This is a genomic window from Brevundimonas sp. 357 (assembly GCF_003938605.1).
Classification (GTDB): domain Bacteria; phylum Pseudomonadota; class Alphaproteobacteria; order Caulobacterales; family Caulobacteraceae; genus Brevundimonas.
In genome coordinates this window covers 1-22,543 of record NZ_RHWX01000004.1, presented here as the reverse complement: position 1 = coordinate 22,543, position 22,543 = coordinate 1, and the positions used below count along the sequence as shown (strand labels likewise).

The 22,543-nt window shown below is 66.2% G+C and carries 17 protein-coding genes and 1 tRNA gene; 7 read left to right on the top strand and 11 right to left on the bottom strand.

Annotation, left to right across the window (positions count from 1 at the left end; all coding sequences use genetic code 11):
• Positions 1-3 precede the first annotated feature (3 nt).
• Genes nuoF through EGK63_RS04590 form a run of 7 tightly spaced genes read right to left on the bottom strand, consistent with a single transcriptional unit; the run spans position 4 to position 5,101 of the window.
• Positions 4-1,317: an NADH-quinone oxidoreductase subunit NuoF gene (gene nuoF, locus EGK63_RS04620; protein ID WP_125900143.1), complete on the bottom strand. Its 1,314-nt coding sequence runs from the start codon at positions 1,315-1,317 to the stop codon at positions 4-6.
• A gap of 6 nt (positions 1,318-1,323) precedes the next feature.
• On the bottom strand, positions 1,324-1,593 hold the full coding sequence (locus EGK63_RS04615) for a hypothetical protein (protein WP_125900142.1): 270 nt from the start codon (positions 1,591-1,593) through the stop codon (positions 1,324-1,326).
• Positions 1,593-2,267 (bottom strand): NADH-quinone oxidoreductase subunit NuoE, encoded by a 675-nt coding sequence (gene nuoE / locus EGK63_RS04610; protein WP_125900141.1) that lies wholly within the window; start codon positions 2,265-2,267, stop codon positions 1,593-1,595. Before nuoE ends, EGK63_RS04615 begins: the two co-directional genes overlap by 1 nt.
• Positions 2,264-3,517, bottom strand: a complete 1,254-nt coding sequence (locus tag EGK63_RS04605) for an NADH-quinone oxidoreductase subunit D (RefSeq protein ID WP_371412927.1) — start codon at positions 3,515-3,517, stop codon at positions 2,264-2,266. Before EGK63_RS04605 ends, nuoE begins: the two co-directional genes overlap by 4 nt.
• A 17-nt stretch (positions 3,518-3,534) precedes the next feature.
• Positions 3,535-4,158, bottom strand: coding sequence for an NADH-quinone oxidoreductase subunit C (locus EGK63_RS04600; RefSeq protein WP_125900139.1), 624 nt, complete (start codon positions 4,156-4,158; stop codon positions 3,535-3,537).
• Positions 4,155-4,754 (bottom strand): NADH-quinone oxidoreductase subunit B family protein, encoded by a 600-nt coding sequence (locus EGK63_RS04595; protein WP_087141646.1) that lies wholly within the window; start codon positions 4,752-4,754, stop codon positions 4,155-4,157. Before EGK63_RS04595 ends, EGK63_RS04600 begins: the two co-directional genes overlap by 4 nt.
• Positions 4,724-5,101: an NADH-quinone oxidoreductase subunit A gene (locus tag EGK63_RS04590; RefSeq protein ID WP_003164585.1), complete on the bottom strand. Its 378-nt coding sequence runs from the start codon at positions 5,099-5,101 to the stop codon at positions 4,724-4,726. The genes EGK63_RS04595 and EGK63_RS04590 overlap by 31 nt, the downstream gene beginning before the upstream one ends.
• Positions 5,102-5,310: 209 nt before the next feature.
• Here EGK63_RS04590 and EGK63_RS04585 point away from each other — a divergent pair, with 209 nt between their 5' ends.
• On the top strand, positions 5,311-6,927 hold the full coding sequence (locus EGK63_RS04585; RefSeq protein WP_125900313.1) for an AbgT family transporter: 1,617 nt from the start codon (positions 5,311-5,313) through the stop codon (positions 6,925-6,927).
• A 94-nt stretch (positions 6,928-7,021) separates the two neighbouring features.
• A tRNA-Asp gene (locus EGK63_RS04580) sits at positions 7,022-7,098 on the top strand.
• A 156-nt stretch (positions 7,099-7,254) separates the two neighbouring features.
• Here the strand turns inward: EGK63_RS04580 and EGK63_RS04575 are convergent.
• Positions 7,255-8,505, bottom strand: coding sequence for a glycosyltransferase (locus EGK63_RS04575; RefSeq protein WP_125900312.1), 1,251 nt, complete (start codon positions 8,503-8,505; stop codon positions 7,255-7,257).
• 311 nt (positions 8,506-8,816) lie between these two features.
• Between EGK63_RS04575 and EGK63_RS04570 the strand changes: the two genes are divergently transcribed.
• The 3 genes from EGK63_RS04570 to lexA all read left to right on the top strand — a co-directional run bounded on the left by EGK63_RS04570 (position 8,817) and on the right by lexA (position 15,134).
• Positions 8,817-12,095 (top strand): autotransporter domain-containing protein, encoded by a 3,279-nt coding sequence (locus EGK63_RS04570; protein ID WP_125900138.1) that lies wholly within the window; start codon positions 8,817-8,819, stop codon positions 12,093-12,095.
• A 116-nt stretch (positions 12,096-12,211) separates the two neighbouring features.
• Positions 12,212-14,308 (top strand): S9 family peptidase, encoded by a 2,097-nt coding sequence (locus EGK63_RS04565; protein WP_125900137.1) that lies wholly within the window; start codon positions 12,212-12,214, stop codon positions 14,306-14,308.
• A 121-nt stretch (positions 14,309-14,429) separates the two neighbouring features.
• Positions 14,430-15,134, top strand: a complete 705-nt coding sequence (lexA, locus tag EGK63_RS04560; RefSeq protein WP_003164579.1) for a transcriptional repressor LexA — start codon at positions 14,430-14,432, stop codon at positions 15,132-15,134.
• A gap of 159 nt (positions 15,135-15,293) precedes the next feature.
• Here lexA and EGK63_RS04555 read toward each other — a convergent pair whose 3' ends face one another.
• Entirely contained in the window at positions 15,294-17,384 is a 2,091-nt protein-coding gene (locus EGK63_RS04555) for a ComEC/Rec2 family competence protein (RefSeq protein WP_125900136.1), read from the bottom strand.
• A 58-nt stretch (positions 17,385-17,442) separates the two neighbouring features.
• On the opposite strand from EGK63_RS04555, the gene gltX reads away from it, so the two are divergent.
• Positions 17,443-18,858, top strand: a complete 1,416-nt coding sequence (gene gltX, locus EGK63_RS04550; RefSeq protein ID WP_125900135.1) for a glutamate--tRNA ligase — start codon at positions 17,443-17,445, stop codon at positions 18,856-18,858.
• A gap of 67 nt (positions 18,859-18,925) precedes the next feature.
• Positions 18,926-20,227 (top strand): citrate synthase, encoded by a 1,302-nt coding sequence (gene gltA, locus EGK63_RS04545; protein ID WP_125900134.1) that lies wholly within the window; start codon positions 18,926-18,928, stop codon positions 20,225-20,227.
• 216 nt (positions 20,228-20,443) lie between these two features.
• Here the strand turns inward: gltA and EGK63_RS04540 are convergent, their stop codons facing one another.
• Positions 20,444-22,039: a HAMP domain-containing sensor histidine kinase gene (locus tag EGK63_RS04540; protein WP_125900133.1), complete on the bottom strand. Its 1,596-nt coding sequence runs from the start codon at positions 22,037-22,039 to the stop codon at positions 20,444-20,446.
• Positions 22,036-22,413 (bottom strand): response regulator transcription factor, encoded by a 378-nt coding sequence (locus tag EGK63_RS04535; protein WP_243637575.1) that lies wholly within the window; start codon positions 22,411-22,413, stop codon positions 22,036-22,038. The genes EGK63_RS04540 and EGK63_RS04535 overlap by 4 nt, the downstream gene beginning before the upstream one ends.
• Positions 22,414-22,543: the final 130 nt, after the last annotated feature.

Genomic DNA, 22,543 nt, shown 5'->3' with positions numbered 1-22,543 from the left:
CGATTACTCCGCCGCGATCGCGTGGCCGGCGAAGTTCGCGCGGCGGCTGCGGTAGGTGTGGATGCGCTCTTCGATCTCGTGACGGAAGTGCCGGATCAGGCCCTGAACGGGCCAGGCGGCGGCGTCGCCGAGGGCGCAGATGGTGTGGCCTTCGACCTGACCGGCCACGTCGAGCAGCAGGTCGATCTCGGACGGGTCGGCGTCGCCGATCGCCATGCGTTCCAGCACGCGCCACATCCAGCCGGTGCCTTCGCGGCACGGCGTGCACTGACCGCAGCTCTCGTGCTTGAAGAAGTAGCTGATGCGGGCGATCGCCTTCACGATGTCGGTGGACTCGTCCATGACGGTCACGCCGGCCGTACCCAGCGACGAACGCATTTCGCGCATGGAGTCGAAGTCCATCAGCGCGACTTCAGCCTGCTCGCGCGTGATGACCGGGCAGGACGCGCCGCCCGGAATGATGGCCTTCAGATTGCCCCAACCGCCGCGCACGCCGCCGCCGTGATCCTCGATCAACTGGCGCAGCGGGATCGACATGGCCTCTTCGACCACGCAGGGCGTGTTCACGTGACCCGACAGGGACATCAGCTTGGTGCCGGTGTTGTTCGGGCGACCGAAGCCGGCGAACCAGTCTGCGCCACGGCGCAGGATGGTGCCGACCACGGCGATCGATTCCACGTTGTTCACGGTCGTCGGGCAGCCGTACAGACCGGCGCCCGCCGGGAACGGCGGCTTCAGGCGCGGTTGGCCCTTCTTGCCTTCCAGGCTTTCCAGCAGGGCCGTCTCTTCGCCACAGATATAGGCGCCGGCGCCGTGGTGGATATAGACGTCGAAGTCCCAACCGTGGACGTTGTTCTTGCCGATCAGCTTGGCCTCATAGGCCTGCTTGACGGCGGCTTCCATGCGCTCGCGCTCGAGGATGTATTCGCCGCGCAGGTAGATGTAGCAAGCGTGGGCCTGCATCGCGAAGGAGGCGATCATCGCGCCTTCGATCAGCAGTTGCGGATCATGACGCATGATCTCGCGGTCTTTACACGTCGCGGGCTCGGACTCGTCGGCGTTGATGACCAGGTAGTGAGGGCGATCCTTCACTTCTTTGGGCATGAAGGACCACTTCAGGCCGGTCGAGAAACCGGCGCCGCCGCGTCCGCGCAGGCCCGAGTTCTTGACGTTGGTGATGATCCAGTCGCGGCCAAGGTCCAGCATGTCCTTGGTGGCGTTCCACGCGCCGCGCTGCTTCGCCCCCTCAAGGCCCCAGTCCTGGAGACCGTAGAGGTTGGTGAAGATCCGATCCTTGTCTTGGAGGATGCCGACCATGATCCCTTAAAGTCCTTCCGCCATGCGGCGCTTGTGGTGGCGGGTGCGCTGGAAGACGGCGTAGATCACCAGCACCCATCCGACGGCCAACAGGCCATAGGCCGCCACCGCGGCGTTTTCAGTCAGGCCGAAACGGCCCTCGCGCGCGAACAAAACCAGAGCGGCCGCGACCACGATACAGGCCAGGCCCGCCCAACGCGGGCGCCAGCCGACGCGACGCAGCTCGGCCCGATAGGCCGCCCTGCCCGTTTCTGTTTCGAGGTCCGGCCGCGCCATCAGGCCGGAGCCTTTTCAGCGACAGGCTCCGAGTTCGGCAGCTTCTTGATCTTCTTGGCGGCCGAGCCGTCGTACAGCGACGGATCGGTCAGCGTCCGTGCGCCGCCTTCAGGCTCCGACGTGTGACGGCCGACATAGCTACCCGCCTTCGGCGTCTTGCCGGCGGCGAAGTCGTCGATGATCTGAGCCATGTTCTCGGGCGTCAGGTCTTCGTAATAGAGGTCGTTGATCTGGGCCACCGGCGCGTTCGAGCAGGCGCCGATGCACTCGATTTCCTGCCAGGTGAAGCGGCCGTCGGCGGACAGCTCGTCCTTGGGGCCGATCTTCTCGCGGCAGACGCGCATCAGGTCGTTGGAGCCGCGCAGCATGCACTGCGTCGTGCCGCACACCTGGATCAGGGCCGCCGCGCCGACCGGCGTCAGCTGGAACATGGTGTAGAAGGTCGCGACCTCCAGCACCCGGATATAGGCCATGCCCAACAGCTCGCCGACAGCGCGCAGCGAGGGCTCGGACACCCACCCTTCCTGCTTCTGAACCAGCCACAGCACCGGGATCACCGCCGACTGGCGACGCGATTCCGGGTATTTCTTGATCCACCACTGAGCCTTGTCCATCGTCTCCTTCGAGAACTCGAAAGAGGCTGGTTGCTCCTTGGCCAGACGACGAACGCTCATCGGTCCACTTCTCCGAACACCATGTCGAGCGAGCCGAGGATGGCGGACACGTCCGCCAGCATGTGGCCGCGGTTCATCCAGTCCATCGCCTGCAGGTGACGGAAGCCGGGCGCCGACAGCTTGACGCGGTAGGGTTTGTTGGTGCCGTCCGACACCAGATAGACGCCGAACTCGCCCTTGGGCGCTTCGACGGCCGCATAGACCTCGCCTTCCGGGGTGCGGAAGCCTTCGGTGTAGAGCTTGAAGTGGTGGATCAGCGCTTCCATCGAACGCTTCATCTCACCGCGACGCGGCGGAGCGATCTTGTGGTCCTCGGTCAGGACCGGCTCGCCGGGGCAGTTGCGCAGCTTGTGGATGCACTGCTCCATGATGCGCACCGACTGACGCATCTCTTCGACGCGGACCAGGTAGCGGTCCCAGCAGTCGCCGTTCTTGCCGACGACGATGTCGAACTCCATGTCGGCGTAGCAGTCGTATGGCTGGGCCTTGCGTAGATCCCAGGCGATGTCCGAGCCGCGCAGCATGACGCCCGAGAAGCCCCAGGCCATGGCGTTTTCCTTGGACACCACGCCGATGTCGACGTTCCGCTGCTTGAAGATGCGGTTCTCGGTGACCAGGCTTTCGATGTCCGCCAGCTTGGCCGGGAACTCGGCGCACCAGCGGCCGATGTCGTCGATCAGCTCGGGCGTCAGATCCTGGTGAACGCCGCCCGGACGGAAGTAGTTGGCGTGCAGGCGCGCGCCGCAGGCCCGCTCGTAGAACACCATCAGCTTCTCGCGCTCTTCGTGGCCCCACAGCGGCGGGGTCAGGGCGCCCACGTCCATGGCCTGCATGGTCGCGTTCAGAAGGTGGTTCAGGATACGGCCCATCTCCGAGTACAGAACCCGGATCAGCTGGCCGCGATACGGCACGTCCAGACCCAGCAACCGTTCGATGGCCAGACAGAAGGCGTGCTCCTGGTTCATCGGCGAGACGTAGTCCAGCCGGTCCAGGTAGGGGATGTTCTGGAGGTAGGTGCGCGCCTCCATCAGCTTCTCGGTGCCGCGGTGCAGCAACCCGATGTGCGGGTCGACGCGCGTGACCAGCTCGCCGTCCAGTTCCAGCACCAGGCGCAGCACGCCGTGCGCGGCCGGGTGCTGCGGGCCGAAATTGATGGTGAACTTGCGGTCGTCCATCGCCCGCGCGTGCGGGGTCAGGCCGTCTTCATAGTCCTCGAACGGGTCGATGGCGGCGCCGAGCGGCGCGGGCATGTTCTTGACGTCGGCCATTACTGCGCTCCCGCCTTTTCATCGCCCGGCAGGACGGTCGGATAGTCGGCGCCTTCCCACGGAGACAGGAAGTCGAAGTTGCGGAATTCCTGCGTCAGTTTCACCGGCTCATAGACAACGCGCTTCTGCACTTCGTCGTAGCGCACCTCGACGTAGCCCGTCATCGGGAAGTCCTTGCGCAGCGGGTGCCCCTGGAAGCCGTAGTCGGTCAGGATGCGGCGCATGTCCGGGTGATCCGAGAAGATTATGCCGTACATGTCGAAGGCTTCACGCTCGAACCAGCCGGCCGACGGATAGACCGACGACACGCTGGGGACCGGCTTGACCTCATCGGTCGACACCTTGACGCGAACGCGCGCAGCGCGCGTCAGCGACAGCAGGTGATAGACGACCTCGAACCGCTCGGCGCGGTCGGGATAGTCGGCGCCGCAGACGTCCATGCACTGCTGGAAGCCGAACTGATCGCGCAGGGCCGTCATGACCTCGACGATCTTCTCGCGCGGGGCGATCAGGGTCAGTTCGCCATAGGCCACCACGGCCTCGACGCCGAGCGCCGCGACCATTTCCGTGCCCAGGGGCGTCAGGGCGGATTCGCGCTCCGCAACGCGCACCAGTTCGCTCATCGTTCGATGGTCCCCGTGCGGCGGATCTTCTTCTGCAGTTGCAGAATGCCGTACAGCAGGGCCTCGGCGGTCGGCGGGCAGCCCGGAACGTAAACGTCCACCGGCACCACGCGATCGCAGCCGCGCACGACGCTGTAGCTGTAGTGATAGTAGCCGCCGCCATTGGCGCAGCTGCCCATCGAGATGACGTAGCGCGGGTCCGGCATCTGGTCGTAGACCTTGCGCAGGGCCGGAGCCATCTTGTTGGTCAGCGTCCCGGCGACGATCATCAGGTCAGACTGGCGCGGCGAACCGCGCGGCGCGGTGCCGAAGCGCTCCAGGTCGAAGCGCGGCATCGACAGGTGGATCATCTCGACGGCGCAGCAGGCCAGGCCGAACGACATCCACATCAGCGAACCCGTACGGGCCCAGGTGATGACGTCGTCCAGCGAGGTCGTCAGGAAGCCGCGCTCGCCCAGCTCCGTATTGACGGACTCAAAGAACTTGTCGTGGATTTTGGGATCATAGCCCTCGACGGTCGAACGCGCGGCCGAGCCGGCGGGGACCAGAGGACTGGAGGGGGCGATCACTGCCATTCCAGGGCTCCCTTCTTCCATTCGTAGATGAAGCCGACCGTCAGGACGCCCAGGAAGACCATCATCGACCAGAAGGCGAAGACCATGCCGCCGTGCGACAGGTCGAACATCGACACCGCCCACGGGAACAGGAAGGCGATTTCCAGGTCGAAGATGATGAAGAGGATCGACACCAGATAGAAGCGCACGTCGAACTTCATGCGCGCGTCGTCAAAGGCGTTGAAGCCGCACTCATAAGCCGAGAGCTTCTCGGTATCGGGGTTCTTGGGGGCCAGCACCCAGGCCGCCAGCATGAAGCCGGCGCCGAGCACGATGGCGATGCCCAGGAAAACGACGATCGGAAGATATTCTAGAAGAAATTCGTTCATTCGAGCTGCCTCGCCCGCCGGGAGGTAGGGGGCGGATTCGGGGCTTCTTAGACCCAACCTCGCCAGGGTTCAAACCCATGTCGGCAAAGGTTTTTTGTTGCGAACGGTTCGCAGTTTTTTGGGCGATTTGCCGCAGGCCGCGCGATTGCCTCTTATGCCGTTGATCCGCGAAATGCGTCACCGCCTCCAATATAGCCGAGAGCTTGCGTATGAACCTGGCCGCCCGCCTGCTGAACTCCATCGAACGCATCGGCAATCGGCTGCCAGATCCCGTCTTCCTATTCCTATGGCTGATCCTTGGCCTTGTGGCCCTCAGCCTGGTCGGCGCAGGGCTGGGCTGGTCGGCGGTCAACCCGGTGACGGGAGAGGTGCTGCAGGCGCAGAGCCTCCTTTCCCCCGCCAACCTCGAACGGCTGTTCATCGGCATGCCGCGCACCCTGGCCGACTTCCCGCCGCTGGGGATCGTCATCACCATCATCTACGGCGCCTCGGTAGCCGAACGGACGGGCCTGTTCTCGACGGCCATCCGCGGCGCCCTGCTGAACGCGCCGCGCTTCATCCTGACGCCGATCGTGGTGGTGACGGGCATGGTGTCCCACCACGCCTCGGACGCCTCCTATGTCGTGGTGATTCCGCTGGCGGCCGTGATCTTCGCCGCGGCGGGGCGCCACCCCCTGGCCGGCCTGGCCGCCGGCTTCGCCGCTGTCTCAGGCGGCTATGCGGGCAATCTGTTCCCCGGCGCCAGCGACGCTCTGATCCTGGGCATCACCGAGCCCGCCGCCCACCTGATCGACCCGTCCTACGCCGTCAGCATCGCGGGCAACTGGTTCTTCATCGTCGGAGTGGTGATCGTCTTCACCCCCATCGTCTGGTTCCTGACCGACCGGGTGATCGAGCCGCGCCTGGGCCCCTGGGTACCGCATAACGCCGCCCCGATCGCCGCCGAGGAGAAGACGCCCCTCACCGCCGCCGAGAAGCGCGGACTGGCCTGGGCGGGCCTGACCATCCTGGCCATGATCGCCGTCTGGGCGACCGTGACCTTCCTGCCCGGCTCGCCCTTCGTCGACGCCGACGCCGAACCGGCGCAACGCTACAACCCTCTGTATCGTTCTCTGGTCGCCTTCTTCGCCCTGACCTTCTTCATGGCGGGCGCGGCCTTCGGCGCAGGTTCCGGCTCGATCAAGACCCACCACGACCTGGTCCGCATGATGCGCGAGGGGATCAGCCAACTGGCCCCCTATATCGTCCTGGCCTTCTTCGCCGCCCACTTCGTCGCCATGTTCAACTGGTCGGGCCTGGGGCCGATCCTGGCGGTCAACGCAGCGGCCTCCCTGCGCGAACTGGCCCTGCCCACGCCGCTGCTGCTGATCGTGGTGGTGCTGGTGTCCTGCGTCTTCGACCTGTTCATCGGTTCGGCCTCGGCCAAGTGGTCGGCCCTGGCGCCCATCGTCGTGCCCATGTTCATGCTGTTGGGCATCAGCCCCGAGATGACGACCGCCGCCTATCGCATGGGCGATTCCGTCACCAACATCGCCACGCCGCTGATGAGCTACTTCCCGCTGATCCTGACCTTCGCCCAGCGTTGGGATCCCAGGTTCGGCCTGGGCTCGTTGATGGCGACCATGCTGCCCTACGCCGGAGCCTTCCTGGTCGCCGGTCTGATCATGGTGGCGACCTGGGTGGCGCTGGACCTGCCGCTGGGGCCGGGCGTGGGCGTGCACTACGAACCGCCGCCGCCCGCCACGGCGTCGCAGTTGCCTGCGGACGGCGGAATCGCCGGTCCCACAGCCCCGCCTCAAGCCGCCGCTACGCCCTCGGCAAGATGATTTGATTTATCCACAGCCGCGTCGCTTGACGTGCGACGCGGCCCCGCCTAAACGACGCCCCTCGCCGGGGCGCACAGTCGCTTCGGATGGGAACGCGGGTGTAGCTCAGTTGGTTAGAGTGCCGGCCTGTCACGCCGGAGGTCGCGGGTTCGAGCCCCGTCACTCGCGCCACTCCTCTCAGGGATCTGAGGGAGTGGCGCACCGCCCTTCCCTCTCCATCTCTCAGAAAATCGAGATTGATCGCAGACGCAGCTTTCGCGCGTCTGTTCCGCCGTGTCCGGCCTTAAGCCCTCGGGACGAGCCCGAGGGCGGTGACAGCGCAGACGCCTAGTTGATCGGCAACGCCTCTTGCGGCGTGACGAACTCCGCCTTTCCGGTCAGTTCGCCGTAGAGCATGGTCAGATCCTCGAACACCCGGCTCCAGGCGAACTGTTCGACCGCCTTGACCCGCGCCGCCTGACCCAGAGCCTCCACGTCGCGCGCGAACAGGGCCTCGATCGCCTCGGCGTAATCGACCGGATCGGCCGAGGCGGCCAGTTGGCCCACGCTCTCGTCGACCGTCTCGGCCACGCCGCCCGCGTTGACGCCGACCACGGCCCGGCCGCAGGCCATGGCCTCCAGCACGATCAGCCCGAACGGCTCCTTGTCGTTGGCGTGCACGAAGGCGTCGCAGCTGGCGATGATGCGGGCCACGGCGCGGGGATCCTTCTCATACGGCAGGGAGATGACCCGATCCTCGGGCGGCATCCCCGCCCCCGCGCCGACCAGCACCAGATGATAGGGCGCGCCCAGACGCTGCACCGCATCGATCAGGACGCCGACGTTCTTCTCCTTGGCCGGTCGGCCGGCGAAGCACAGCAGGCGGGCGTCGGCGCCCAGACCCAGCTTCTTCAACAGCCAGTCGCGATCCCGACGATCCGGATGGAAGGTGTCGACCTCGACGCCTAGCGGACGAATCACAATGCCGCCCACGCCCGCCTCTTCCAGACGCTGAGCGATGAAACGGCTGGGCGAGACGACTCGGTCGAATTGCGAGAACAGCTTGGCCCAACGCTTTTCGACCGGCTTCTTGGCCCATTCTCCGAAATGCAGCGCCGCCAGCGCCGCCGGATCCGAGTGGCAAAAGCCGACGACGGGGCAGCCGACCCTCTGGCCCGCCTCCAGCGCGCCCTGGCCCGGCGTATAGGGATCGCCCGCTTCGATCAGGGTGGGGTTAAGCGACGACACCCAGGCGCCCCATCGGCGCACCGAACTGGGCCAGCGATAGCCGTCGCCGAACGGCAGCTTAGCGGCCTGCAACCGGACGATTCCGTCCAAGCTTGCCTTGTAGCCCGCCCCGGGCACCACCAGGCTGTGCGCCACATCCGGGCGATGGTCCGCGAGCCAGGCCTTCTTGGACAACAGATAACGTTTCACCCCGCCCGAACGGGGCGCAAACAGCATGGTGGTGTCCACCAATCTCGGCCGCTCCCCAGCCGCAGAAGCCTTCAGCGCCCGGAGAGTCGCCGCCACTTCGTCGTCCAGGCCAGGAAACAGCCGCAGTTCGCTTTCCTGAACGTCGATGGGGCTGGCGCTCATGCCGGAAACCTTTTCGTTGAACTTCTTCACGCTAACGCCAAGGCTCCGACTTTGGATGCGGAACGTTGGAAATCAGCGCCCTGCAGATTTTCCGCCCTACATTCGTCGCCGAGAACGCTCAAGTGAGAAGCACGAAAGGTCCAGCTTTCACTGGCGTGAAACCCGTGTTTTCATCTGGCGTTCAGCTTCGTCCCCCTACGCCAGGCCTTGCATTCGCCCCAAATTCAAGAAACTTGGGGCGTGCGGGTGCGGACCCTGTTAGGAGGGGCGCCTCAATCCTTGCGCGTGCGACCACGAGGGGTTTCCTACGAATGCGTATTCTGCTCGCGACCGCTGTAGCGATCGCTCCCCTGATGGTTGCGGCCGGCGCTCAGGCCGAACAGGTCATCTCGAACGGCCGCACCACGCCGATCAGCACATCCACCGCCAACAATGGCGCGCGCGACGACGTGCGGATCGCCAACGGCGGCTCGATCACGGTAACGTCTGGTGCGGCGGTGACGCTGGATTCGAGCAACAGCGTCGATCTCGACGCCGGCTCCAAGATCGACATGCTGAAAGCCGCCGACGGCGCCACGGGCGTGCTGGTCAACGGCGGCAACACCGGCAACGTCACCATCGGCGGCGCCATCAACATCACCGACTCGATCGAGGAATATAAGGACGACGACAAGGACGGGGACCTGGATGGTCCCTTTGCGGATGGAACTGGCCGCTACGGCGTGCGAGTCGCCGGTTCGTCGCCGCTCGTCGGCAACATCACGATCGAGAATTCCGGTTCCATCCGGGTCGAGGGCAACAACTCCTACGGCCTGTCCGTTGAAGCGCCCCTCACCGGCAACATCATAAGCCAGGGCCAGATCACGGCCATCGGCAACAACACCTATGGCGTGCGAACCACGGGGGACGTCAGCGGCGATGTAACCTTGCTGGGCGCGGTCAGTGCTGTCGGTGAGAATGCGACCGGCGTAGCTATCGACGGAGCCGTCGGCGGCGGGGTCAAGATTCAAGGCGCCGTAACCGCTACCGGCTATCGCTATACCGTCCCGCCGCCTTCGAAACCGGCGACAGGCGAGCCGCGTGAAGGCCAGACCTATCTCGAAAACCTCGACGCGGACGACCTGCTGCAGGGCGGTCCCGCCGTGCGCATCGCAGGCGATGTAGGCAAGGGCGTCGTCTTCGACACCGCACCTTCGTATGGCTCCGGCGGCATCGATGGCGATGACGACGGCGACGGCGTCAAGAACGGTGATGAGGACGACGACGGCGACGGCAAAAAGAATCGCGAAGACACCGACCGTGACGGCGACGGCATTCTGGACGCCCAGGAAACGACGGCCAGCATCCGCTCCTTCGGCGGCGCGGCCGCCGTCCTCGTAGGATCCACGGACAGCGCCATCACCCTCGGCGAAGTCGGCACGGGCAATTCCGCCTATGGCCTCATCAACCGAGGCGCCATCGAGGCGTCGGGGGTCTATAAGGACGTGGACGCCAAGGCCGTGCAGATCGGCGGCACGGGGCAAGCCGTGAACATCGCCGGCGGCTTCCGCAACGAAGGAACTATCGGCTCGTCCGCCCTGTCGGCTAACAGCAGCACAGTGCTTGTCGGCAGCGGCGCGTCGCTTCCCACGATCATCAACACGGGCGCCATTCAGAGCGCCGTCACCAGTTCCGACGCAGACACCGCTACAGGCGTTCTGATTCAAAGCGGCGCCAATGTCGCTTCGCTCTCGAATTCGGGCACCCTCGCCGTCGGCCTTAACGGCTCCAAAGGCAACGCCGTGGCGATCCGCGACGAGTCGGGCACGCTGTCGTCGATCAACAACACCGGTCGGATCGTCGCCGCCATCACGCCCGAAAAGGATGTCGAGCGTACCGGCTCCGCCATCGCTGTAGACGTCAGCGCCAACATGACCGGCGTCAACCTTGTGCAGGACGGGACAGTAATCCCGGACCACAAACTGCCTGACGCAGACAAGGACGGTGTTCCGGACGCCAATGAACCAGCCATCATCGGCGACATCCGCCTCGGCTCAGGCGCAGACGTGCTGGACATCCGCAACGGTACGATCAACGGCGACATCTCCTTCGGTACGGGCGCCGACCGCCTGTCGATCAGCGGCGGCGCCGTCGTGACTGGCAAGCTGTCCAACGGCGACGGCCAGCTGGACATTGATATCTCCAAGGGCACGCTCGACGCCCGCCACACGGGCCAACTTCAGGTCAGCGACCTGAACGTCGGCGCTGACGGCAATCTGATCGTGACCTTGGACCCCGCCAACCAGGCTTCTGGCGGCTTCAAGGTCAGCGGCTCGGCCGATCTAGCCGACGGCGCCGGTCTCGGCGTGCGGTTCAACTCTCTGATCCAGGATCCGACCTCCTTCACCATTATCGAGGCCGGCGACCTGAACGTCGGCGACATCGACCAGGCCGCCTTGCAGTCCAACTCGCCCTACGCCTTCGTCGTCAGCGCGAACGTCGATGAGGCTGCAGGAAAGCTGACCGTCGATGCGCGCAAGCGTACGGCCGAAGAGGCTGGCATGATCAAGGCCGAAGCATCGGCCTATGACGTTCTGTACGCTGGCCTGGCTGACAATGAAGTCATCCGCGCCGCCATGCTGAACCAGACGGACCGCGACGGCTTCTTCAACATCTACCAGCAATTGCTGCCCGAGCATTCGGGCGGCCCGCTGCTGTCCCTGGCCAGCGGCGTGGACGCCGTGACCCGCGCCCTGACCGGCCGTAACGCCGCCGCCGCGCCGGGCGAAACCAGCGCCTGGGTGCAGGAGATCAACTTCTACGCCGACAAGGACAAGACCGACACCTACGGCTTCCGTTCGGAAGGCTTCGGCCTCGCGGGCGGCGTCGAGCGCGGCACCAACATGGGCGCTTTCGGTCTGACGGCGGCCTTCACCTCGTCGGATCTGGAAGACCCGGAATCGGCGGCTGAGGAAGTGCTGTCGGCCAATCTGCTGGAACTCGGTCTCTACTGGCGCGCCCAGGGTCAGTACTGGACCACATGGGCGCGTGCCGCCGGCGGTTACGCTTCCTTCAGCGCCACGCGCAAGCTGGTCGCCGACGGCGTCAACCTGAAGAACGAATCCGACTGGAACGGCTTCACCCTCGCCGCAGCCGGGGGCGCCTCGTACGAACGCCACTTCGGCCGGGTGAACGTCCGTCCCGAAGTCTATGTCGAGTATTTCTCGTTGAGCGAAGACGCTCGCACCGAAGAAGGCGGCGGCGACGGTTTCGACCTGAAGATCGACGAGCGCGACGGCCATCTGTTCTCGGGCGTGGCCGCCGTCAACATCGGCTACGGTTTCGGCAAAGACGGCTGGATTCGTCCGGAGCTGCGCGTCGGCTGGCGCCAGAACTTCTCTGTCGATGCAGGCAAGACCATCGCCCGCTTCGCCTCGGGCGGCGACTCCTTCACCCTGGATCCCGCCAGCATCGAGGGCGGCGGCCCGATCCTGGGCTTCCGTCTGAATGTCGGCAACGACCTGGGCATGCTGGCCATCACCGGCGACGCCGAGCTGTTGGAAGACTACGTCCGCTACACCCTGTTGCTGCGGGCCAGCTTCAAGTTCTGACTTTTCTTCGGAACCCGAATGAAAATGGGCCGCCGGATTCGTTCCGGCGGCCCTTTCCATGTCTTGTGGCGCACTCGGGCCTTTCTATGATCCCTCTCAACCAGAGGGGGTTTCATATGAACAAGTTCGCCTGGGCGGCCTGCGCCCTGATCCTCAGCGCCCACGCGCCCGCGATGGCGCAAACCGCCGTCCAGACGGCCGCCGCGCCCAGCCTGCCGACCGCCGACCGCGGCCTGTTCACCGCGCAAGACCTGTTCGGCATGGAGGTCGCCTCCGACGCCCAGATCAGCCCGGACGGCGGGCAGATCGCCTATGTCCGCCAGACCGCCGACATCATGACCGACCGGATGCGCCCGACCATCTGGTTGATCGACGTGAAAACCGGCCGCCATTCGCCCCTGGTCGCCTCGGCCGGGTCGCATCGCCAGCCGCGCTGGTCGCCGGATGGTACGCGCCTGTCCTACATCTCCAGCGCCGAGGGCGGCGCGTCGCAGTTGTTCGTGCGCTGGATGGCGTCGGGCGAATCGGTCCGCGTCACCAACCTGCCCAACACCCCGTCCAGCGTCAGTTGGTCGCCCAACGGCGAGCAGTTGGCCTATTCCGTCCTGGTCCCTGGCGAGAAGCCCAAGATCGGCTCGCCCCTGGCCAAGCCCGAGGGCGCCCAGTGGGCCCCGCCGCTGGAGATCATCGACAGCGTCTCCTACCGCTCCGACGGCCAGGGCTATCTGAAGCCGGGCTTCCGCCACGTCTTCGTCGTCGGGTCGCAGGGCGGCGGCGCGCGCCAGCTGACGCACGGCGACTTCCACCACGGCGGCGGCCTGTCTTGGTCGGCCGATTCCCGCACCCTCTACCTCAGCGCCAACCGTCGCCCCGATTGGCAGCGCGAAGCCGCCGACAGCGAAGTCTTCGCCCTGGATGTTCAGACCGGCGGCCTGACCGCCCTGACCAGCCGCGCCGGGCCGGACAACGCCCCCGTCGCCTCGCCCGACGGCCGCCGCATCGCCTACCTGGGTTATGACGACAAGCGGATGGGCTATCACAACACCCGCCTCTATGTGATGGACGCCGACGGCTCGAACAGCCGCGTCCTGACCGAGAGCCTCGACCGCTCGGTCCAGTCTCCGGTGTGGAGCCGTGACGGCCGCTCGGTCTATGTCGCCTATGACGATCAGGGCCGCACCAAGGTCGCCCGCGTGTCGCTGGACGGCGCCGTCACCACCCTGATCGAGGATCTGACCGGCGACGATTTCGGCCGCCCCTACACCGGCGGCGGCTTCACCGTGGCCGACGACGGGGCCATCGCCTATACGCGCGGCACGCCTGCGCGTCCTGCCGACGTCCACGTCCTGAAGGGCGGCCGCAGCACCCAGCTGACCCGCCTGAACGCCGACTTCCTCAGCGCCCGCCGCCTGGGCGAGGTGCGCCGCATCCAGGTCGCCTCCTCCCACGATCAACGCGCGGTCGAAAGCTGGCTGACGCTGCCGGCCGACTATGTCGAGGGCCAGCGCTATCCGCTGGTGCTGGAGATCCACGGCGGCCCCTTCGCCGCCTATGGCCCGCACTTCGCCACGGACAACCAGTTGTTCGCCGCCGCGGGCTATGCCGTGCTGTCGGTCAACCCGCGCGGTTCGACCTCCTATGGGGACGAGTTCGCCAACCTGATCCACCACAACTATCCGTCGAACGACTATGACGATCTGATCAGCAGCGTCGACGCCGTCATCGCTCAGGGGATCGCTGACCCGAACAAGCTGTTCGTCACCGGCGGTTCAGGCGGCGGCGTGCTGACCAGCTGGATCGTCGGCAAGACCGACCGCTTCAAGGCCGCCGTCGTCCAGAAGCCGGTCATCGACTGGGCCAGCTTCGTGCTGACGGCCGACAATCCGGCCTTCTTCGCCCGCTACTGGTTCGGCGAATATCCGTGGGAGAACCCGGAGGCCTACTGGCGCCGGTCGCCGCTGTCGCTGGTCGGCAACGTCAAGACCCCGACCATGGTCGTCGTCGGCGACGAGGACTATCGCACCCCGGTCAGCGAGTCGGAGCAGTACTACACCGCTCTGCAACTGCGAGGCGTGCCCACGGCCCTGGTGAAGATCCCCGGCGTCGGCCACAGCCTGGCCGTCCGCCCGTCCCAGAACGCCGCCCGCATGAACGCCATGATCGAATGGTTCGCGCGCTACAAGGACGGCGCGCCGGCCGCTCCGGCGCAATAAGACCCGGCCCCGCGCCCGTCATGCGGCGGGCGCGGGGGTTCAGCGTGGCGTTAGTTGACTTTTAACCAGAACACTTACAGAACATCATCAACGGTTCACGCCTTGTTCTGGATTCTGCGCCATGCTCACGAAGAAACAGCACGAACTCCTGATGTTCATTCATGAGCGCATCCGGGAGACAGGCGTTTCGCCATCCTTCGACGAGATGAAGGAGGCGCTGGACCTGGCGTCCAAGTCGGGCATCCACCGCCTGATCACGGCGCTGGAGGAACGCGGCTTCATCCGCCGCCTCGCCCACCGCGCCCGCGCGCTGGAGGTGGTGAAGTTGCCGGAACAGGCGACGACCGCCGCCCCGGCCAAGGGCCGCGCGCCTTTCAAGCCCGACGTGATCCAGGGCGGCGGCCTGAACCCTCGCCCCGCCGTCGCCGAGGCCGCCAACGACGTCCGCGACCTGCCCCTGCTGGGCAAGATCGCCGCCGGCACCCCCATCGCCGCCATCCAGCACGAGCGCGAGCGCCTGCCCGTCCCCGAAGCCATGCTGGGTGCGGGCGAGCACTACCTGCTCGAAATCGAGGGCGACTCCATGATCGAGGCCGGCATCCTCGACGGCGACACCGTCATCATCAAACGGGTGGAGAACGCCTCCTCGGGCGAGATCGTCGTCGCCCTGGTCGAGGGCGAGGAAGCCACGCTGAAGCGCCTGCGCAAGAAAGGCCAATCCATCGCGCTGGAGCCCGCCAACAGCGCCTATGAGACCCGCATCTTCGGCCCCGATCAGGTCGAGGTTCAGGGCAAGCTGGTCGGGCTGCTGCGCCGCTATCACTGAGGGGCCCTCCCCCATCTCCGCTCGTCCCAGCGGACGCCGGGATCCAGTGCTTTGGCTTTAAGCGGTGCTGTCTGGAAGTTTGCCTGTCCTCTGACCTCATCTGGCCAGCGATAGCGCGTGTATCTCTTACTGGATCCCGGCGTCCGCCGGGATGAGCGGTTAGGAGTGAGCTCCGCTCCACGGCCGCCTTCCCCGCACCTCCGCCGCCCACAGGGCGCGCCAGCCGCCGGCTTCATCGCGCCAAAGCTCCACTGAACCGCCGCGCGCATGATCCGCGCCGTCCAGCACCAGCCGCCCCTCGCATGACGGCGGCAGGACCGCGATCACGGCCCTTATGCTGACCACCTCAGCACTGCGGCACATCTGATCCATCTGCGCCTCGCTAGGCGACGCCTTGCCCCACCACAGCGCCAGCGCGCCTTCCTCGTCCTGCGGCGCGCAGAAGGACCGCTTGCAGGTCCAGCCTTCGCCCGGTCGCCCGACCGCCTCCAGCCCTCGTCGGCGGGACCACAGATCGCTGGCGAACTGGCGCACCGCAGGCCGCATGACAACCGCCTGCTCCGCCTGCCGATACGCCGCATTCGCCCCGCCGTCGCCGATCCAGACATCCGGCGGCGTCGGGCGCGGCCAGATCAGCACAGCCGCCGCGAACGGCAGGCCCAGCCAGCGCCACCGCCCGCGCCACAGACACATGAACAATATGCCCAGGAAGGCGACCGGCAGGGCCGCCGCCGGGGCGCTGGGGATCGCCTGAACCGCGCCGGGCAGACCCGCCGCCCAATGGCCGATCGCCAGCATGACATCCACCGACTTGCCCGCCAGCCAAAGGAAGGGCGCGCCCAGGCCCAGCGGCTCCAGCGCCGCGCCCAGCGCAAGCGCGGGCATCATGACGAAATCCGCCAACGGCGCCGTCGCCAGATTGGCGATCAGTCCATAGACGGCCGTGCGGTTGAAATGCTGCATGGCGAACGGTCCCGTCGCCATGCCCGCCACCAGGCTGGCGGCGCAGGCGGCCAACAGCCAGCTGCCGAACCGCTGCACGGCGACGATGGGCCAAGGTGCGGCGAACTCTCGGATGCGGCGCGGCCAGACCTCGACCAGGGCGACCAGGGCCGCCGTCGCCGCAAAGGACATCTGGAACCCCGGCGTCACGACGGCTTCTGGCCGCAGCAACAGCACGACGAAGGCCGCCGCCGCCAGCGCCCGCATCGTCACCGCCTGCCGGTCCGCCAACACGGCCAGAAAGGCGATGGAGGCCGTGACCGCCGCCCGCTCGGCCGGCGGCGGCGCCCCCGAAATCACCAGATACGTCCCGACCGCGATCAGGCCTGCGATCGCCGCAACCTTCTTGCCCGACACGCGCAACGCCAGCCACGGCCAGGCCGCGACCAGCAGGCGCACGGCGAAGAAGACGAAGCCTCCCACGACCGCCATGTGCAGGCCCGAGATCGACAGGATGTGCGCCAGTCCCGAATCCCGCATGGCGTCCAGGTCCGGGCTCTGGATCCAGGTCTCGTGCCCCGTGGTCATGGCCGCCGCCACCCCGCCGGTGCGCTCGCCCAGGCGCGCCACGATCCGCTCGGCCAGAGCGTAGCGCACGGCGTTGACCTTCATCGCCATCCGCATCCGCCAGGGCGGCGGCGTCAGATCGGCGGTGCGCGTCGGACCCAAAGCGAACAGCGTCCCGCCCATACCCTGAAAATAGGCGTTGCGGCCGAAGTCATAGGCGCCAGGACTGGCCGGAGGCGGCGGCGGGTTCAGGATGCCGAAGACGCGGATCGCCGCGCCGGGCGGCGGCGGCGTCCCTTTCACCGTCACGCGCAATCGCTCGGGCGTCGCCTCAGGCGCCAGACCACGCACGCGCACCGGCGCCACGACGACGCGCGCGCCGTTCCGGCCGGGCGAATCCACGTCCATGACCCAGCCCTCAAGCTGCGTAGGCTTCATGTCGGCGGGTGCGATCGGCGCCGCCACGGCCTCGGCCCTCAGCTTGGCGACCGCCAAGCCGCCGCCGAAGCACGCCAGCATCAACAGCATCAGGGTCGCCGCGCGTGGCAGCCCCCGCGCCCGCCCGACGAACCAGGCTCCGAACAAGACCGTGGTCGCCGTCGCCAGCGGCCACGTCGCAGGTTCATCCTTCAGCGCAAAGTAGGCCGCGCACCCTGCGCCGAAACAGACGGACGACCACAGGGGCCAGCGATCCGCCTGCGCCCGCACGTCATGGCGAAGACTGTCAAATAACCGGGCCACAAGGGTTCGCTTCCCCACGGGCGGGCGTATAAGACCCTGCCCTATGGACCCTGCCTCTATGACCTCCCCTTCCTCGACCGTCGTCACCCGCTTCGCTCCCTCGCCCACAGGCTACCTGCATATCGGCGGGGCGAGAACTGCGTTATTCAACTGGCTGTACGCCAAGGGGCGCGGCGGCAAATTCCTGATCCGCATCGAGGACACCGACCGCGAGCGTTCGACCGACGAGGCGGTGAAGGCCATCTTCGACGGCCTGTCCTGGCTCGAACTGTTCGGCGACGAAGAACCGGTCTTCCAGTTCGCTCGCGCCGACCGTCACCGCGATGTGGTCAATGAACTGCTGGCGACCGGCCACGCCTATCGCGACTTCCTGACCGCCGACGAGACGACGGCCCTGCGCGACCAGGCCAAGGCCGAGGGCCGCGACTTCGTCTCGCCCTGGCGCGATCGCGAACCGAGCGTCGACGATCTGGCCAAGCCGCACACAGTGCGCTTCCGCCGCCCGCTGGATCAGGCCGTCGCGGTCGATGACGCCGTGCAGGGAGCCGTGCGCTGGGACTCGGCGTCGCTGGACGACCTGGTCATCCTGCGCTCGGACGGGGCGCCGACCTATAACTTGGCCGTGGTGGTGGACGACCACGACATGGGCGTGACCCACGTCATCCGCGGCGACGACCATCTGAACAACGCCGCCCGTCAGAGCCTGATCTATGACGCCCTGGGCTGGACGCGGCCGACCTTCGCCCACATCCCCCTGATTCATGGCCCGGACGGCGCCAAGCTGTCCAAGCGCCACGGCGCCCAGGCGGTGCACGAGTATGCCGACATGGGCTATCTGCCCGAGGCCATGCGCAACTATCTGGCCCGCCTGGGCTGGGCGCATGGCGATGACGAACTTTTCAGCGACGAGCAGGCCCTGGCCTGGTTCGACCTGACCGGCGTCAACAAGGCCCCTGCCCGCCTGGACTTCGACAAGCTGGCCCACGTCAACGCCCACTGGCTGCGTCTGGCGGACGACGATCGCCTGGCCAAGCTGACCCTGGACGCCCATCTGGCGCGCGGCCGCACGTTGCAGCCGGACGACGAGGAACGGCTTCTTCGCGCCATGCCCTTCGTCAAGGATCGCGCCAAAACCATCCCCGAACTGGCCGATCAGACGGCATTCGTGTTGCAGGCGCGTCCGCTCGCCTTAAACGAGAAATCGGCCGGTTTGCTGCAAGGCGAAGGCGGCCAGCGAATTTCACGACTGCGTGAACGACTGGGTCTTTTCCAGAGCTGGGACGTCTTTGCTCTGGAAGCCGAGCTTAAGGTTTTCGCCGAAGAAGAAGGCGTAGGTTTCGGAAAAATCGGGCCTTCCATGCGCGCCGCCTTGACGGGCGGCTCGACGTCGCCAGATATCGCACGCACTCTCTGCGCTCTCGGGCGCGACGAAAGTCTCGGACGCTTGGATGATGCGCTGCAACAGACTAAGTGATCACCCATAACCAACTCAGGCCGTCCGCCTCCCCGCGCGCCGGTCGAAAGAAGAACAAGGGGCCTAGATGACTGAACAAGCGAAACCCGCCGGCTCGGCGACCCTGTCCTACCAGGACAAGTCCATTGAGCTCCCCGTCCTCTCCGGCTCGACCGGCCCGGACGTCATCGACATCCGCAAGCTGTACGGCGGCACCGGCGCCTTCACCTTCGATCCCGGCTTCACCTCCACGGCGGCCTGCGAATCGGGCCTGACCTATATCGACGGCGATGAAGGCGTGCTGCTGCATCGCGGCTACCCCATCGATCAACTGGCCTCCAAGTCCAACTTCCTGGAAGTCTGCCACCTGCTGCTGCACGGCGAACTGCCGAACGCCGCCGAGTTCGAAGAGTTCGAGCAGAGCGTCACGCGCCACACCATGCTGCACGCCCAGTTCGACCGCTTCTTCGAAGGCTTCCGCCGCGACGCCCACCCGATGGCGATCATGGTCGGCACCGTCGGCGCCCTGTCGGCCTTCTATCACGACAGCCTGGACATCCATGATCCGGTCCAGCGCAACATCTCGGCCATCCGCCTGATCGCCAAGATGCCGACGATCGCGGCTCGTGCGTACAAGTACCACATCGGCCAGCCCTTCATCTCGCCGCGCAACGACCTGTCGTACGCCGAGAACTTCCTGCGCATGTGCTTCGCCGTGCCGGCCGAGGATTATCACGTCGACCCGGCCCTGGTGCGCGCCATGGACCGCATCTTCATCCTGCACGCCGACCACGAGCAGAACGCCTCGACCTCGACCGTCCGGCTGGCCGGCTCGTCGGGCGCCAACCCCTTCGCCTGTATCGCCGCCGGCATCGCCTGCCTGTGGGGCCCGTCGCACGGCGGCGCCAACGAAGAGGCGCTGAACATGCTGAAGGAAATCGGCACACCGGACCGCATTCCTGAGTTCATTCAGGGCGTTAAGGACAAACGCTACAAGCTGATGGGCTTCGGCCACCGCGTGTACAAGAACTACGACCCGCGCGCGAAGGTCATGCAGCAGTCGGCCTATGAAGTGCTGGCCGCCACGGGCCGTGAGAACGACCCGCTGTTCCAGGTCGCCAAGGAACTGGAAGCCGTCGCCCTGAAGGACGAGTACTTTACCTCGCGCAAGCTGTTCCCGAACGTCGACTTCTATTCGGGCATCACCCTGTCGGCCATGGGCTTCCCGACCACCATGTTCACCGTGCTGTTCGCCCTGGCGCGCACCGTGGGCTGGATCGCCCAGTGGCAGGAAATGATGGCCGATCCGTCGCAGAAGATCGGTCGCCCGCGTCAGCTGTACACCGGCCCGACCGAGCGCGACTACGTCCCGCTGGCCCAGCGCGGCTAAGACCGCGCACAGCGCGAAATGCAGAAACGCCGGGGCGCAAGCTCCGGCGTTTTTTCTTGACCGAATTGGAGGCTGAGTGCTGGCGACTGCCTCCCCCCTCATCTCGACGTCCACCGGGATGAGCGGGACTGAAAGTGTGCGGCCGACACATAGCGTGAACTCAGCTTTTTTCTTTGGCGTCCAAACGCGTCGTTTCCTGTTCCGTCAGATGTGGTCTCATCCAAGCGAACACGGCAGAACGAGTTCGAAAGCGGCTCCTTTTGAGGCGGACTTCAACACCAGGTCCGCATGATTGGCTCGTAGAAGCGAACGGGCAATCGACAGTCCCAGACCTGCGCCGCCTTCGCTTCGACGGGTCGTGAAAAAAGGCTCGAAGATACGCCCGGCGTCCCCCTCGGCCACGCCGGGTCCGTCGTCCGCTACCCGCAGGCAGACCTGTTCGTCCTCGACACGAGCGGTGATCGCAACCTCGCCCGCTCCGACCTGCCGGCTGTTCTCCAGCAGAATCGTCAAGGCCATCTCCAGACTGGCCTCGGGTACGGCGACACGGGGCAAGTCGTCCGGAAAATCAATGACGATCCTCAGACGATTTCGAAGAGCATCCGCGATCCTAGCCGCCGCCAACCGAACATCCACCGCCGCCCCGGCTTCTGGCTTCGCCATGTCGGCTCGCGCCAGGTCCAGCAATCGCGTCACTAGGTCCGACAGACGCCGCGCATCAGCGTCGATGTTGTCGAGGAAGCGTCGGCGCTGCTCCGCCTCCATGTCGTCGCCGTGGTCCTGAAGCAGTTCGACGGCGCCCTGGATGCCTGTCAGCGGCGTTTTGAATTCATGACTGACGGCGGCGGCGAAGTCGCGCAGATAGCGTGAGCGACGATCGACTGCCTCAGCCATACGGCCGAAGTCCTGATAGAGGTCGCGAATCTCGACCGCCGCCGTCGCGGGCGGAGGCGGCACCGCCCCCCCGCCATGGGTCACGTCCCGGGCGACGCGACGCAGCGCCTCGATCGGTCGTGCGATGCCGCGCGAGACCACGACCGCCAGCACGCTGAGCAGGCCGAGGACCGCGATGATCCCGAACAGGATCTTGCCCCGGTCCTGATAAATCCCCTTGAACAGGGCGCGCGGTGATCGCGAAGCCAGAACCACGCCCTCAACCCGACCATTCACCACCACCGGCCGCGCGTGATGGATACGCAGTCCCGAAGCTCGACTGAGCCATTCCATCTGATATCGCGGCAGATAGGCGTCGTTACGACGCAACACGGTCGCTGAGGCGCCGGAAAGGGCGGTCCTCACCTCCGGTAGATCGCCCCATGATCCGCCTCTCCCCAATCCTCTCACCACGACGCCGTTTCGGTCCAGAAGCGCGACGGAAGCCAGGGTGATCCGACTGGTCTCCTCCATAATCGGCGCCATGTGCGCCGCGGCGACCACCGCCGCTTGATCCGGCGGTCCAAGGGCGCGACGAACGGACGGACGTGGCGGCAGGACCGGATCGGAACGCAGGTCGATGTCCGCCGGTTCGGGTCGATAATACCCCGGCTCCGACCGCTGGACCTCTGTCGAGGCGACGTTAAGGGCGCCCGGCCACAACGCCTCGGCCGCTGCAGACAGGGCGGCGGTCTGCGCGATCAGTTCAGCCTCCGTCTGGCGGACCAGGGTGTTCTCATAGACGCGCAGGAAGATCGCACTGATCCCCGGCAGGACCGCCGCAAAGAACAGCACCGACAGCAGGATGGTGCGCAGGCGCAGGGCCGGCCAATGCTCATGAACGAACGCTCGAGCTCGCCGGACAACGTCGCCGATCACGCCGAACCGCCGCGACAGGGCCCCATCTGATAGCCTACTCCCGCACGCGTCTCGATCACGTCAGCGGCGCCTAGCGCGGCGAACTTGGCGCGCAGGTTGCGGACGTGGCTGTCAATGGTCCGGTCCGTCAAGGCGAAGCCCGGCCCGTGAATGCGATCAATGATGGCGTCGCGCGTGAAGACCATCCGCGGCGCCGAAGCCAGCATCTTGACGATGCCGAACTCGGTCAGAGTCAGCGAGACCTCCAGATCATCCCAACGCGTACGCCAACCGTCCGTATCCAGCGACAGACGTCCGATCCGCACCCCGCCGGGCGGAGGCGGAGGCGGCGAGAGGTTCACCCGTCTCAGAATGGCGGCGACGCGAGCGACCACCTCTGACGTGCCCCTGAGTTTTCATCCAGCGGCGACCAGAGTCCTTGGGTTAGTTGATCTGCTCCCCGAAAACTGGATCACCGGACGTTAGAGTTTTCCGCTGAGATTTCCCTGGCTGGGAAGGAGCGGA